11 protein-coding genes are annotated in these 15,323 nt (G+C 48.6%); 5 read left to right on the forward strand and 6 right to left on the reverse strand.

Annotated features, from left to right (window positions below):
• Nucleotides 1-17 precede the first annotated feature (17 nt).
• Both FS373_RS08790 and FS373_RS08795 read right to left on the reverse strand, forming a co-directional pair.
• The gene (locus tag FS373_RS08790; RefSeq protein ID WP_227992627.1) at nucleotides 18-1,394 is read right to left on the reverse strand and encodes an NCS2 family permease; all 1,377 of its coding nucleotides are present in this window, start codon (nucleotides 1,392-1,394) and stop codon (nucleotides 18-20) included.
• A gap of 403 nt (nucleotides 1,395-1,797) precedes the next feature.
• Nucleotides 1,798-2,379, reverse strand: a complete 582-nt coding sequence (locus FS373_RS08795; RefSeq protein WP_152829274.1) for a SecDF P1 head subdomain-containing protein — start codon at nucleotides 2,377-2,379, stop codon at nucleotides 1,798-1,800.
• A gap of 167 nt (nucleotides 2,380-2,546) precedes the next feature.
• Between FS373_RS08795 and torE the strand changes: the two genes are divergently transcribed.
• The 4 genes from torE to torD all read left to right on the forward strand — a co-directional run bounded on the left by torE (nucleotide 2,547) and on the right by torD (nucleotide 7,358).
• Nucleotides 2,547-2,717, forward strand: coding sequence for a trimethylamine N-oxide reductase system protein TorE (gene torE / locus FS373_RS08800; RefSeq protein WP_152829275.1), 171 nt, complete (start codon nucleotides 2,547-2,549; stop codon nucleotides 2,715-2,717).
• A gap of 68 nt (nucleotides 2,718-2,785) precedes the next feature.
• Nucleotides 2,786-3,964, forward strand: a complete 1,179-nt coding sequence (gene torC, locus FS373_RS08805; RefSeq protein WP_152829276.1) for a pentaheme c-type cytochrome TorC — start codon at nucleotides 2,786-2,788, stop codon at nucleotides 3,962-3,964.
• A 199-nt stretch (nucleotides 3,965-4,163) separates the two neighbouring features.
• On the forward strand, nucleotides 4,164-6,656 hold the full coding sequence (gene torA, locus FS373_RS08810) for a trimethylamine-N-oxide reductase TorA (RefSeq protein ID WP_144045409.1): 2,493 nt from the start codon (nucleotides 4,164-4,166) through the stop codon (nucleotides 6,654-6,656).
• A 63-nt stretch (nucleotides 6,657-6,719) separates the two neighbouring features.
• A complete protein-coding gene (gene torD, locus FS373_RS08815) occupies nucleotides 6,720-7,358 on the forward strand; it encodes a molecular chaperone TorD (protein ID WP_144048863.1) in 639 nt (212 codons plus the stop codon).
• A gap of 46 nt (nucleotides 7,359-7,404) precedes the next feature.
• Here torD and FS373_RS08820 read toward each other — a convergent pair whose 3' ends face one another.
• The 3 genes from FS373_RS08820 to torS all read right to left on the reverse strand — a co-directional run bounded on the left by FS373_RS08820 (nucleotide 7,405) and on the right by torS (nucleotide 13,050).
• The gene (locus FS373_RS08820; RefSeq protein WP_144045408.1) at nucleotides 7,405-8,409 is read right to left on the reverse strand and encodes a dihydroorotate oxidase; all 1,005 of its coding nucleotides are present in this window, start codon (nucleotides 8,407-8,409) and stop codon (nucleotides 7,405-7,407) included.
• Between the two features lie 213 nt (nucleotides 8,410-8,622).
• Nucleotides 8,623-9,906, reverse strand: a complete 1,284-nt coding sequence (locus FS373_RS08825; RefSeq protein WP_144045407.1) for a DEAD/DEAH box helicase — start codon at nucleotides 9,904-9,906, stop codon at nucleotides 8,623-8,625.
• 84 nt (nucleotides 9,907-9,990) lie between these two features.
• Nucleotides 9,991-13,050 carry a TMAO reductase system sensor histidine kinase/response regulator TorS gene (gene torS, locus FS373_RS08830; protein WP_152829277.1) on the reverse strand — a complete coding sequence of 1,020 codons (3,060 nt, stop codon included), beginning with the start codon at nucleotides 13,048-13,050 and terminating at the stop codon, nucleotides 9,991-9,993.
• Between the two features lie 59 nt (nucleotides 13,051-13,109).
• On the opposite strand from torS, the gene torT reads away from it, so the two are divergent.
• Nucleotides 13,110-14,444: a TMAO reductase system periplasmic protein TorT gene (gene torT, locus FS373_RS08835; RefSeq protein WP_152829278.1), complete on the forward strand. Its 1,335-nt coding sequence runs from the start codon at nucleotides 13,110-13,112 to the stop codon at nucleotides 14,442-14,444.
• Between the two features lie 29 nt (nucleotides 14,445-14,473).
• On the opposite strand, the gene torR is transcribed toward torT, so the two are convergent.
• Complete coding sequence (torR, locus tag FS373_RS08840) at nucleotides 14,474-15,208, reverse strand: two-component system response regulator TorR (protein ID WP_152829279.1); 735 nt, start codon at nucleotides 15,206-15,208, stop codon at nucleotides 14,474-14,476.
• Between the last annotated feature and the right edge of the window lie 115 nt (nucleotides 15,209-15,323).

Below are 15,323 nucleotides of genomic sequence, written 5' to 3' on the forward strand. Positions count from 1 at the left end.
CTAGGACCTATATTCCATTATATCGCCCAACCACCCATATAGAAGATAACTAGGCCTAAGGTAATGGCTATTACACCGGGCTTGAGCGCGCGCCATTCACCGCTGCATAAACGGCCAATCACCAGAGTGACAAACCCCAGCATGATGCCGGTGACGATGTTCGAACTTAAGATGATGAAGATGGCACAGGTCAATCCTGCCATAGCATCGACCTTGTCATTAAAATCCAGCTTAGTGACATTACTCAGCATCAATAGACCCACATACATAAGCGCTGGCGCCGTGGCGTAAGCTGGCACCAGATAGCTCAGCGGTGCGAGGAACATCATCATGACAAACAGCAGACCGACTATGGTTGCAGTAAGTCCCGTCTTACCGCCGGCTGCGGTGCCAGCGGCTGACTCGATATACACGGCGGCAGGTGCTCCCCCAACGGCACCGGCGACGATACTGCTGACCGAGTCTGAAGTTAGTGCCCTTCCTCCACCGATTATCTTGTCATCTTTATCCAGCAAGCCGGCTTGCCCTGCAACGGCGCGTATCGTGCCGGTCGCATCGAATATCGCCGTCATCACCAAGGCTAATACAATTGGCAAGACCACTGGATTCAGGGCGCCCATGATATCCAGCTGACCGATAAGAGACTGCTCAGACATAAGATCCGGCCAAGCGAATAGACCTTGATATTTAACTGCAGGGTCGAATATCAGACCAAAAACTGACAAGGCAACGATCACGATCAATATCCCGCCTGGTATGCCGCGACGCTCGAAACCTATGGTGGCTGCCAGACCGACAATGGCAGCAATCACAGGCAGGCTGGTAATATCACCCAGTTTCACAGGCAGCCCGGCATCACTGCCGACGATGAGCTGTACACTGTTAGTGGCGATCAACAATAGAAACAATCCGATACCGATACCAGTCCCATGGGCTATGCCCTTTGGCAGGTTAGTCAGTATCCACTGACGTAGACCGGTCACACTCACAAATGTGAATACCACTCCCATCAAGAAAATGGCGCCTAAAGTCACGGGGATTGAGATGCCCTGACCCAACACCATGCTAAAAGCGGTAAAAGCCGTTAATGAAATGGCGCAACCTATGGCCATGGGTAAGTTAGCCCATAAGCCCATCAATAAAGAGCCGAATGCGGCTATCATACAGGTGGAAATAAACACGGCGCCGGGATCGAAGCCCGCGGCTCCCAACATATTAGGCACCACGATCACCGAGTAGACCATAGCCAGGAAGGTGGTTAATCCCGCGATGAGTTCACGCTTTAGGGTGCTGCCACGTCGAGTAATACTGAAGTAGTTATCCAGGAAAGAACTGGAATTAGCTTGTGTATCTAACGATGTATCTTGTGTAGGGCTCGTCTGTTCAGACTGCATAATTTTATACCTTTGATCTCTTAAATTTATAAGGCTGTGGCAGGTGAGAGCCCCGTTAATCAAACGGGTGAGAGATCCACGAATACTTGATTGTATTTTATTGTGACCTGCGGATAATCAACACTCTGGTTAACTATCATCGGCGTTAAACACGCTAAATCACAGCCTTTGTTGACGCCGAAGTTTACAGCATCTAATACTTTAGACCTAGAAAATGAGTGGCTGATCTTACAATTGTTCTAAAAAACGAACGAGTGCGACTATTCTGTTATGGTTTTTTTGAGCCTAAGGTTTATACCGTATTGCTATTGTATGTATCAGATAATGAACTTCCATAGACTCGGCATCTCAAATAACTTTCCAATTTGGCAGTTAGTGGCGATAAATATCTAATTCCTAGGTTCTAGAATCTAAGAACTAAGTCGTTTACTTGTTCCTCTGTCAGGCCTGTAATAATCATTACAGCACCTAACCTCATCTGAACGGTTGCAACATTTACTGCTTTCCCATCAAGCAACACTGCCATCTGCTTACCAATATTATTTGCCGTTGCACTTGATAACTTAGCTGCGCCATTTTGAGTCAGCTCTATGCTCACAGCGTTAGCTGAATGAGCTTCAAGTCTTAATATATCTTGGTTTCCTATAATTTCACTTCCAAGAAAGCGGTAATGATTGCCACGAAACCCGATAATGTTTTCAAGATCACCCTCCCCTTTCTCCAGGATCTCAGCACCTTTTTCGATCTGAGAAATCCAAATAAAACTAAGCTGTGCCACTCTGACTTGATCTGAATGTCTATTATGATCACTTAAATTTGTATCATGAGCACTTGGGTTTGTATCGTGACTCCAAGCCCCAAAAGAGCATACACCCAACAGTAAAATGAGCATAAATGAGGTGAAAGATCTCATCGTCAACAACCTAATAAAAATGGCCAAAAGTGGATTGGATATTATCCCAGTTTCTCTAATATCGATAGCCATTTCAGAGCCCTAATTTATGGTCATGTCAGCGAGAGTTAGCCGGTGGCAGATTTTGTTCATATTTCTTCATATTTTGTCAAAACTCATTCATTCCATGCATGACTCCTGTTCATATTCCTGCTCTATATTGGTGTCATCAGAGATAAGATCACTAGAGAGAGTCCGCTATGACACAGCAAACGTCATCAGAATCAGTCAAGCAAGTTAAAACCAAAGAGCTTAAAGCCCTAGGTTTTATCATCTTCCTGTTGTTTCCCATCGTCACCATCACAGGCATCAGTGCCTATGGCTTCATTATTTGGATGATCCAGGCATTTGGCGGAGTCGTCGGCCACTAATAGCGAATTAACAACACGTAAAAAAACTCAAACGACGAAACAAATTTTTAGATTTAAAGGATGCTGTTATGAAGTGGTTTATCAACATTTGGCGCACACTGACCAAGCCTGCCAAGTACCTAACCTTAGGCACAGTCAGTCTCTCGGCCTTTCTTATGGGTGTCATCTTCTGGGGCGGTTTTAACACGGCTCTTGAGATGACCAATACCGAAGAGTTCTGTATCAGCTGTCACAGTATGGAGAGCATGCCATACAAGGAGCTACAGGAAACCGTCCACTGGTCGAATCATTCCGGCGTGCGAGCGACCTGCCCCGATTGTCACGTGCCACACAACTGGAGCCGTAAGATTGCCCGTAAGATTGAGGCCTCTCACGACATGTGGGGTTGGATGCTACAGACGGTAAATACCCCAGAAAAATTTGAAGATAAACGTCTCGAGATGGCCAGCCGTGAGTGGAAACGATTCGATCGTGATAACTCTCTCGCCTGTAAAAACTGTCATAACTACGACTCGATGAAGTGGGAAGACATGTCAAAACTGGCTCAGAAGCAGATGAAGCGAGCCGCCGAGATAGATCAAAGCTGTATCGATTGTCACAAGGGAATCGCACACAAGTTACCCGATATGGGTACCTCACGCGCCCCGGAGCTCATCGCTCAAGTAGGCTCTGGTGAAAGGTCACTGCAAACCGAACAGTTCTACTTCACCGCGTTAACTAAGCCATTATTCTACAACGATAAGACAGACGTTGAAGCGGGAACTCTGAACATAGCCACTAAGGTCAAGGTACTAGAGACCAAAGGCAACCGCGTTAAGGTACGCATAGACGGCTGGCGTAAGAAGATCGGTGCGGGTCGCGTCATCTATTACGATTTCGGCCTCAACATACTGTCTGCGCAACTGACCAAAGATGCGGCGCTCGAAGAGGGCGTGATGCAGGTCTTCGAAGAGAAGGAAGATCCTATGACAGGCCTGACTTGGCAACGTGTCGAGGCTAAGATCTGGACAGAAAAAGACTATCTTGTCACCGATCTTCAACCTCTGTGGGACTATGCCCGCTCGACATATTCCACCAGCTGTAGCGTATGTCACACCCAGCCTGACGAGAATCACTTCGATGCCAACAGCTGGCCGGGTATGTTCCAGGGCATGATAGCCTTCGTCAACATGGACCAAGATACGCAAGCCTTAGTGCAGAAGTACCTGCAAGAGCACTCATCTACTTTCGACAAGTCAGCGCATTAATCATAAGGACTGGAACTATGAATATCAAAATAAAAAATAATCAGTCTGATTGCAGCGCACTTATACACAAATTCCGACAAGTCAGCGCACTAGTATTGAGGACTGGAACTATGAATATCAAAATAGAAATGATCAGTCTGATTGCAACGCATCATACCCAAATTTCGACAAGTCAGCGCATTAATTTAGGACAACAGACATGAACAGAAGACACTTTTTAAAAGGACTTGTATCGACATCTTATGTGGTCCTGAGCGGCGCATCGGTACTGGCACCACTCAATGCGCTGGCGGCTTCGGGCGCTAAGTCGAAAGATGGTTGGTTAACCACGGGCACTCACTTCGGCGCGTTTAAGATAAAACGTAAGAACGGCGTTATCGATCAGGTTAAGCCATTCGACTTAGACAAGTATCCTACGGATATGATTAACGGCATCAAGGGCCTGGTCTACAACCCATCTCGGGTTCGCTACCCTATGGTGCGTCTCGACTTCCTGCTAAACGGACATAAGAGTGACACCACACAGCGCGGCGATTTTCGCTTCGTCCGTGTCACCTGGGACAAGGCGCTTAATCTGCTGAAAGATTCACTCGATGAGGTGCAAACTAAGTACGGTCCATCTGGCCTGCATGCGGGTCAAACCGGCTGGCGCGCCACCGGCCAACTGCATTCGAGCACCAGCCATATGCAGCGCGCCATCGGCATGCATGGCAACTTCGTTAAGAAGATTGGCGACTATTCCACAGGTGCCGGACAGACCATCATGCCTTACATCTTAGGCTCCACCGAAGTCTATGCCCAGGGCACCTCCTGGCCACTGATCCTCGAGGAATCTAAGACCATCATCTTGTGGTCAAACGACCCTTACAAGAACCTGCAGGTGGGTTGGAACGCTGAGACCCATGAGTCCTTCGCTTACCTTGCTCAGCTCAAGGAGAAGGTTAAGCAAGGTAAGATCCGCGTGATCAGCATAGATCCTGTGATCACTAAGACTCAGAAATACCTGGGCTGTGAGCAGCTCTACGTTAATCCACAGACAGATGTGGCACTTATGCTAGGTATCGCCCATGAGATGGTTACTAAGGGTTTACACGATAAGACGTTTATCGATGGTTACAGCCTAGGTTTCGACAGATTCCTGCCTTACCTGCTCGGTGAGAGCGACGGCGTAGCCAAGACACCCGAATGGGCCAGTAAAATCTCAGGGGTAACCCCAGAGATCATCCGCGATCTGGCTAAGGTAATGACCCAGGGCCGTACTCAGTTGATGATGGGCTGGTGTATTCAGCGCCAGCAACACGGCGAGCAGCCCTACTGGATGGCGGCGGTTCTGGCCACCATGATTGGCCAAATAGGCCTACCCGGCGGCGGCATCAGCTATGGACACCACTACTCGAGTATCGGTGTGCCTTCATCGGGCGCTGCTGCACCTGGGGCATTTCCACGTAACCTGGATGAAGATCAGAAGCCATTGTTCGATAGCAATGATTTCAAGGGCGCCAGCAGCACCATTCCGGTTGCCCGCTGGATCGACGCGATTATGGAACCCGGCAAGACTATCGATGCCAACGGCTCTAAGGTCACCTTCCCTGATATCAAGATGATGGTGTTCTCGGGCAACAATCCCTGGAACCATCATCAAGACAGAAACAAGATGAAGCAGGCGTTCCATAAGCTTGAGTGTGTGGTCACTATCGATATGAACTGGACCGCCACCTGCCGCTTCTCAGACATAGTTCTGCCGGCTTGTACCACGCTTGAGCGTAACGATATCGATGTGTACGGCAGCTACGCCAACCGCGGCATACTCGCGATGCACAAGATGGTTGAGCCCCTATTCGAGAGTCTGTCTGACTTCGAGATCTTCACCCGTTTCGCCGCGGTCATGGGTAAAGAGAAAGAATATACTCGTAACATGAGCGAGCAGGACTGGTTGAAGAAGCTGTATAACGATTGTAAATCAGCCAATGCTGGCAAGTTCGCTATGCCGGACTTCGATACTTTCTGGAAGGATGGTTATGTTCACTTCGGTGAAGGTAAGCCATGGACCCGACATGCGGACTTCAGAGAAGACCCTGAGATCAATCCATTGGGCACCCCATCGGGGCTTATCGAGATCTTCAGCCGCAAGATAGCTCAATTTGGCTATGATGATTGTCCCGGCCATCCAACCTGGATGGAGAAGACAGAACGTAGCCATGGCGGTCCGGGTTCAAACAAGTTCCCGGTTTGGATGCAGTCATGTCATCCAGATAAACGCCTCCACTCACAGATGTGTGAGTCGCAAGAGTACCGTGAAACCTATACGGTTCAAGGCCGTGAGCCGGTATACCTGAGCCCCGAAGATGCCAAGTCTCGTGGCATCAAGGATGGTGATATCGTCCGGGTGTTTAACGACCGTGGTCAACTACTTGCCGGCGCTGTGATATCGGACAGCTTCCCGAAAGGCATCATACGCATCCACGAAGGCGCTTGGTATGGCCCAGTTGGTAAAGATGGCAGCAAGGAAGGCGGAGCCGAAGTTGGCGCCCTGTGTAGCTATGGCGATCCAAACACGCTAACCCAAGATATCGGCACCTCTAAGCTCGCTCAAGCCTGCGCCGCTTACACTTGCCAGGTTGAGTTTGAGAAGTTCCGTGGCAAGGTGCCTCAGGTCAGTTCATTCGATGGCCCGGTTGAGACCTTGGTATAACCAGCAAAGAATAGTGATAATATGGAAAACAGCATAACTAACCCGGCAATATCAGAGGATCAGATGAATAACACAGACATGAATAAAGCACGAGCCATGGTCTATCGCCTGCTCTCCTCCCTGTTTGCTAAGGAGATCGATCATCAACTGCTCCATGAGCTGACCAGTGAGCCTGCCAAAGCATTCTGGGCTCAGCTCGCCAGTGAGCCAAGCTTTAAGCAAGATGTCGATGCCATGGTTAGCGTGCTGGAAAGCTTAACGTCAGATAAGGCTCTGATGGAGCTTGCCGCAGATTATTGCGGCCTGTTTTTGGTGGGCACCAAACACAGTGCCTCACCCTATGCCAGCCTCTATCTCCAAGATACAAGCAAGAGCGCTAAGGGTGGCGATCAGCCCTTACTGTTTGGTGAGCAGCATCAGCTGATGGTGCTGTTTCTTAAACAGAGCCAGCTGCAGGTGCAAACCAGCTTCCCTGAGCCTGCGGATCACTTAGCGGTGATCTTGGCTTATGTTGAGCATCTATGCTTATCGGCTAGCGACGAAGAGCAGCTCAGCTTTATCGAGTCATACCTCAACAGCTGGCTAGGCAAGTTTGCCGCTAAAGTGACTCAGTGTGACAGTGGCGACTTTTACTGTGCATTAGCAAGATTGACGCAATCTTGGGTCAACTCAGACTTAGCAGGATTAACAGAAGAAAGTTAAATCTGCTGCAAAGATCCTAGGACCTAGATCCTAGGATCTTAATGTATTAAATCATTTTCAACTTGCCCTTGGCGGCCGCGATGCTTGAATACTGCTTAGCGACCATTATGCTATCGAGCTCCTTAGCAATCCTATCGAAGCACTCAACCCCCTCCTTCTCGAAACAAGTCGCGACTTGTACCGCCGACGCGCCAGCCAGCAGATACTCAAACGCATCAGTGCCGGTTTTGATTCCGCCAACTCCTATGATATCTATGCTCGAAGGCAGAAGCTGACTAAAAGCCCTAACATTGGCAAGACCGATAGGCTTAATGTAATCACCGCACAAGCCGCCGAAGCCGCCCTTTGGCTTGATGATGGCACTCTCGGTTTCCGGGTCTATCACTAAGGTGTTACCCACGGAGTTGATGCAGGTGATAAAGCTCACCGGAAACTTCTTGATGATATTAGCCATGGTGATGAAATGGGAAAAATCGAAATAAGGTGGCAATTTTAAACCTATAGGCTTACTGCCTAGCTGGCATAATTGCTCCAATGCTCGCTCAGTCTGCTCAAAATCGTATCCGACCTGAGGCTTGCCTTCGATATTGGGGCAAGAAAAATTGACTTCGATAAGGTCGGCGCAGCTGGCTTGAAACGCCTTAACCATGACCACATTATCAGTGATTGAGAAGCCTGAAACACTCACCACTATCGGCTTATTGGTTTGGGGAGAGATAGCTTGCTTTAACCTAGGCAGCATCTCCAGATATGCCTGATAACCTAAGTTAGGTAACCCCATAGACTGTATAGAGCCCAGAGGCAAAGCTTGGTATCTCGGCTCGGCATTGCCCTCTCTGGGCTTCAGAGTGCAGGATTTAGTCATGATGGCAGCAGAAGCTGAGGCTCCAAGCAAGTTAAGTTCATCTTCCTCGGTACAACGTGGGCCCGATGCATTGAAGATAAAACTCGCTAATGGAACTTGTGCAATGCTGGTACTGATGCGCTTATTCACGCAACGATTAACAGCTTCAATCGATGAGGTATTATCATTATGGATAGGATTAGACATGTGAGGCTCCGTTTCTGTTCACAAACGGGAGATGAGACTAACAGCTTACTTAGGGTAAAAAATTGATCCTCAGCCGATTTAAAACAAGGAGTTCAGATACAGGTTTTATTTGGTGATCTTAATATCTAGATCAGACAAAGTTTACCCCCATCTGATCTCATTTACGCAGCCGAGCTAACAGAATATCAGTAATTTTAACGTTCGACTCTAGTATTAACGACCTCGCCTACCGCCATTAGCTCGCTTCTTGGCGCGCTGCTTGTGGGCATTTCGCCCCCCTTTCTTGGGTGTATCTACACTCTTAGTCAGATCAGGCTCAAAGCCTGCTAACCACTGCTGAGGAAGCCGCTTATCGAGCACGGCTTCAACTTCTTCGAGCAGATGCTCATCTTCACGACAGAGTAATGTGATTGCAACGCCCTTATTACCAGCGCGGCCCGTGCGGCCGATACGATGAACATAATCCTCGGCCTTATAGGGCAATTCATAGTTGACCACATAGTTAAGGTCGATAATATCGATCCCCCTTGCAGCAACGTCTGTCGCCACCAGCACGCGAACTTCACCATCCTTAAAACTTTGCAGCACCTTTTCCCGTGCGCCCTGAGAGAGATCGCCATGAAAAGCCTGAGCCGAAATCCCCGCCTTGATTAAGTTAGCGGCCAGCTTGTCGGCGGCCACCTTCTTACGGCTAAAAATGAGTACCTGCTGTAACTTACCCGACTCGATAAGATGAGTGATTAAGCCAAGCTTTCTGTCACTGTCGACGGCATAAACCCGCTGCTCAATTTCGACAGCCGCGGCATTTCGCTCACCTACCTCGATAAGTTTAGGATCGCGTAATAGTGATTGACTCAAGCCATAGAGTGATTCATCGAAGGTAGCAGAAAACAACAAGGTTTGGCGAGTCTTAGGCAGCTGTTTGACGATGGCATCTATCTCATCTTTAAAGCCCATATCCAACATACGATCGGCTTCATCGAATACCAAAAATTCAAGTAAACTAAGGCTCAGAGAACCACGCCTTAAGTGATCCAGCAGACGCCCAGGGGTGGCAACCAAGATATCGACCCCAGCCGCTAAGATCTGAGCCTGAGCATCTATGCTTACACCGCCATATACCAGAGCAGATTTAAGCTGAGTCTGCTTAGCGTATTTAACGAAGCTCCCATGGACCTGCAAAGCCAGCTCACGGGTTGGCGTCAACACTAGGGCATGAATAGCAGGTTTGTCGACAGAGTTTTGCGCTTCAGGCTTTTGCAGACAGGTTTGTGCGCTTAACCTATTGAGAATGGGCAGCGCAAACGCGGCGGTTTTTCCCGAGCCGGTTTGAGCACCGGCCATGATGTCCTGTCCGGCTAAAATTGCCGGAATCGCCTGAGTCTGAATCGGTGTAGGCTGACTATAGCCTAATTCAGTCAACACCTGCAGCAATTCTGGTTTTAGGGATAGAGATGAAAATCCATGATTAGCAGCAGGGTTAGCGCGATCAGACATACGGGGGAATACCTAGATTAAAACAAGAAAGAAACTGCCGCGAATTGTATCACTGTTTAGCTGGAATAAGGATTCAACGACGTCTTATGCTTCCAAATATACTCTCAGCGCTTCGATTGAACGAGTTAAGCAGCCGTTCAACTGTTCATGTTGGCTGGCTCGATATTGATTTTTCTCCAGTGACTGACAAAGCTTAGACAGGGCTAACAGCCCCATGCTTGCACTGCTGCCCTTGAGGGCATGGAGTAACCTTGGGCTGTTAGCGGTAAAGGTTTGCAGCTCAGAGAGCTGAGCTTGGCTCGACTCAATAAACAGAGCCAGCATGTCAATCACTGCCTCCTGTCCCAGATATTCAATATCTTGCTCAATCTGAGTCAGATCCAGCAGGTGAGATATCTCACCTGCTGCTCTTGCTTGGGTGAGCGTCTCGGCTATGACTGCAATATTTTCTGCGTCTTCGACATTTGTCTCACTCGCCAGCCCTATCCAGGCGGCCAAAGATTGCATGTTGAGGGGTTTACCTAACACGATATCGAAGCCAGCCTGTTGATAATGGGAGAGATCATCGGCCTGGAGCTGAGCGGTAAATGCAGCAATAGGCACTCGATGATCGGCCCTTTGATTCACTTTATAGTTTACCGCTCTTAAGTCACTAACGAGTTCAAACCCGGAGCCATCCCCCAACTGAATGTCCAACATGATGGCATCAAATTTATCAGCAGTATTCTCACCGTATAGTATACGCGCCTGCTCACAGCTACTCGCCAGGACTGACTCATGACCTAAGTGGGCCAGGAACCCTTGGGCCACCATGGCATTGACCTTGTTATCCTCAACCACTAAGACACGTTTTTTCGTCACATGTTCCAAGTCCTGAGCCCCGCTATCATTCACTCGCTGACACTCTATCAGAGGCAAGCTAAAGCCAAAACTGCTGCCACGACCCGACTGACTCTTAACCCAAAGGGAATCCACCTGGCAATTGACTTGGCCAGCCCTCTCTAGTGTCTTCTCTTGTAACGCCTCATTTGAAACTTCATGTGAAGTAGGGACCTGCTTCATCAAGTCCACCAGCTCTTTACTGATTGCCAGCCCCAGACCGGTTCCTCTAGAGCGCCCTTTATTGAGCTGAGCGCTATAGGCTTTAAACAGATGCGGCATGGCATCAGCACCTATACCTAAACCAGTATCAATCACCTCGAAATACAATTGGATTTCATCGAAAGAGACTCTCAGCCTCACTTCCCCCTCCGGGGTAAACTTGATACCGTTACCAATAAGATTAAACAGCACTTGGCGAAGTTTGGGGCCATCCAAGCTGACCCATGCGGGTAAACGCGGACTCTCGAGCACCAGCTGCAAACCGGCGAGACCAGCCCCGGCAAGCATTATAGCCACCACTTCATCGATGAGTTCATTGATGGCCACTGGCCTAGTTTCATTGGTGAGCTTGCCTTGCTCTAACCTGGAGAAATCCAAGATATCGTTAAGCACGGTTTGCAGCAGGGTGCCGCTATATTGGGACAGAGCCAACATCTGCTTCTGTGCAAGGGGCAAGTCTGAGTGGCCGAGTAAGGTCAAGGTGCCAAGCAGGCCATTGAGGGGAGTGCGGATCTCATGACTCATAGTGGCTAAAAACAGTGACTTGGCCTGACTCGCCTGCTCTGCCATCTTTCTGGCTTGAGCGTGGCCTCTGGCCTCGGCATCCAATTGTCTGTTGGCGATGGCTAATTCCAGAGTTCGCGCCTCGACGGTACTCTCCAGCTCTGCCTTGTGCTGAGTTAGCTCGGCTGCAGTGTCGAGCAGCTGAGCCTGTAGCTTTTGATTGTGAGCGGTCTTCTGCTTAAATGCTTGAATCGCATTGGCCATGGCGGTCAATTCATCATCACCATGGGAATTAAGGCTCACATCTGTATCTCCCAAGCTCAACCTAGACAAGGCATGGGTCGCCTCGTTAAGCCTGACGGCAATACCTTTATAGATAACCCTATACATGACAAACAAGATCACCAGCAGCATCAAGACTCCCGTACTCCAAAGACCTGTTTTTGCCCAAAAGAGTTGCTGTAGGTAATCTCCCCGAGCCAACTCGGCTTTGGCCTGTTGGCTAGCCATAGCACTGTCTAAGGTACGGTTCAAGCCGGTTAATTTATCCGAGAGTAATCTCAGCAGCTTATCCTGAGCCCTCAGTAAATGAACATACTGTCTCTGAGCCGCCAACCCTTCGCCAACCCGGCGCAATACCACTAATTCTGCGGTCAACTCATGCTCTCTGACAGGATCTCTTATCAAGCCCTTGAGTAACTCCAACGCCATCAGATCGATTTGAGGTCCTGCGTTATTCAGATCAGGAGAGTTAGGCAGGCCTTGAGAGCTATTAATGATCTGATAGGTTGAAGACAAGCTGACAGTCTGTTGTTGTGACAGTGAACTGAGCAAGGTTGCCAGCGCAGCCTCATGCTCTGGTGATTGCAGCAATTGGCCCACCAGAGCAATATGATGTATCACCTTGAGTGCACGGTTGAGGCGCTCCTGAATATCTAGATCTTGCTCAATCACGTCGTCCAGCAGATGTGCACTGTTAACCTTACCGGCGATCTGCGGATAAGCCAGACTCAACTTGGCCAAGATGGCCGAGTTAACAACAGCAAGCTCGGCTTCAAGCAACTCAGTGCTGTGACTGGCTGAATCAACCAGAGCCTTGCCCACTCGAGACAACTGCCCCGCCACTTCCAGACGCTTACCTACCTGCGTACCTAAGCGAGCCAGTTCATGAATTATCTCTCCAGCAGAGAGCTCTAACCTATGATCCTTCTGCACCCCTAGTGATTTAAGGCTGGCAATGGTACCGAGTAAGTTACTGCTATTAATCGACAGCATTCGGCCAATGAACTGTCTTTGTGCCTCCTCCTCGACGGTGCCGAGTGCCTGTGCATTTTCAGCCAATGCATTAGAGGATTGCACCAAACTACGCGCAGCCTGTGATGCAGGTAGCGCCTCATCATAGAGAAATTTATCCGCCAACTTCACCCAGTAGAGGCTCAAGCTTCCCACGGATACGAGTAACATAAGCAAGAAGGCGAGTAAGCAGAAGGACAACATGAGACGTCCAACTAGACTCTTTCCCGATAGCGTGAAGGGCATCTTTTTCCTTAACCTGATACAATAAATTTAGACATTTTACCTTCAATGATGGCATGGCAATGACGCTGCAAAATGGTGCGACTCTTATAGATACTCAAATTCCAGTTAGCAGAACCTCAGCAGCTAAAATCAGAGTCTCAACATTCATAGATACTGCAACCAAGATCACCAGAATATTAGCAGTCGAAACCTTAAATATAAGAACCGACACAAATAGATACGTAACCGCTCTTGCCGGGCTAATATTCTTTATTGTACTTTCCATTTTGGGCGGAAACTTCGCCCATGCCAGCACAAACTCTTCGGCCTGGTCATTAGAGCAGCGTAGCCCCTTCAATGTCAAAGTCCAACAGGCTAAAACTCAAGCATACTATCCCCTTAAACGCGCCAAACAAGCCTGGAAAATATGTACACTGGTGCCACATCTTAAAGACGCCTACTGGATCGGCATAGATTATGGTCTAGTGCAGCACGCCAGAGCACTGAATATAACATTAGAGCTCTTCGAGGCTGGCAGCTATTACGGAAAAGATAAACAACTCAGCCAGCTATCACACTGCATGGATGGCGATTATGATGCCATATTGCTTGGCACTGTCGATCCTAAACTTCTCGCCTCTTTTCACCAGCCCATCACTAAGCCCGTTATCGCCCTGGTTAATAGAATAGACAACCACAAGGTGACGACCCGTATCGGTGTCAACTGGTACCGAATGGGTTGGTTTGCTGGCAACTTCATCAAACAAGATGTCGAACATAGTAAAGCTCAACAGGCAAGTGTTGCCCTGCTGACCGGCCCTGAAAAGCAAGGAGGTAGCGATTGGGTCGAGGAAGGGATCATGGCCGCTCTGCAACCTGACTCTACATCGAGCTCGAGTGACAGTGCTAATACCAGTTCGAAAAGCAGCAAGATCACTATCTCTTCTATCCGCCATGCCGATAACAACCGTAACCTCTATCGAGATCAACTCTACCACCTGCTCAAAGATCAGACTCCAGATTATATCTTAGGCAGTGCGGTTGCTATCGAGGCGGCCGTCGGAGAGTTGGCCATCAGACAGGCGCGCCATGGCTCTAAGTCACCACACTCTGAGCTAGAGCCTCAGCTAAGTGAAATGCCTCAAATAAAGCTAGTGAGCAGTTACCTGTCCCCCGCCGTACTCAGGGGCTTGTTCAGGCACAGAGTCGCATTCAGTGCTGATGACTCTGTGGTACTCCAGGGAAAACTGGCGATAGATGTCGTCGTTCGAGAACTTGAAGGCGCTAAGCCCTTCGGTGATATAGGTCCGGCGATTCAAGGCTTACAAGGTGATGTGTTGAAAAAACATAAGCTTGAAAATAGCCTGGCACCGGCAGAGTTTTATCCGATATATAGGGTAAATCCAAGGAACTAGGTTCTAGACCTTAGTTCCTTGGCTAACATTTACTCCCCGACTTTTGCCGAGAACAGATAACCTTCACCATGAATAGTGGTAAACAGCTCAGGGTTGAGTTTGTTTCTCAGTCTTCTGATGATCACATCTATGGTCCTGTCGTTGACATCTTGGTTTCTGTGACTGGTATTCTGCATCAGACGTTCACGTGACAGCACTTGCTGGGGATGCAATGTAAAAGTCGCCAACAATTCGAATTCGGCCTTGGTGAGTTTGATTATCTCATCACCATGCTTAAGCTTGCGACTGTTGAGTTCAAGAATATATCCCTCGAAAGCGATCACATCATCATTCTCATCGAGCTGCTCTATCACAGCTTGTTCAGCCTTCTTGACCAGAGAGATCCGCCAAAGTAGATTTTTGACCCTGACCAACAACTCACGCAATTCGAATGGTTTAGTCACATAATCATCGGCGCCCATCTCTAAGCCGATTATCTTATCTATGGCCTCATCACGTCCGGTCACTAAGATGATGCCAACATCTGAACGGCTACGTAATTCTCTTGCCAGGCTTAAGCCATCGACCCCGGGAAGATTGATATCTAACATGACCAGATCTACGTGTTGGCGGCCGAACTCATACCACATCTGCTCACCATCTTCGGCCTCGAGGACGCGATAGCCCTCTTTCTCAAAGTATCCTTTAAGACGGGCTCTGATAACGGCTTCGTCATCGACAACCAATACGGTATGAGGTGTAGAGTGTGCAATTGAATTAGCCATAGTCTCTAGAGCCGAAGGCTCACTCCTGATGAAAAGTGCGTCTTGAAAAGCGAGTAAACATCACTCACCTTACATTATTCACATTTTTTCATAATTGCATATAAGCAAGAGTGAA

The sequence above is a fragment of the Shewanella sp. YLB-07 genome (assembly GCF_009377275.1).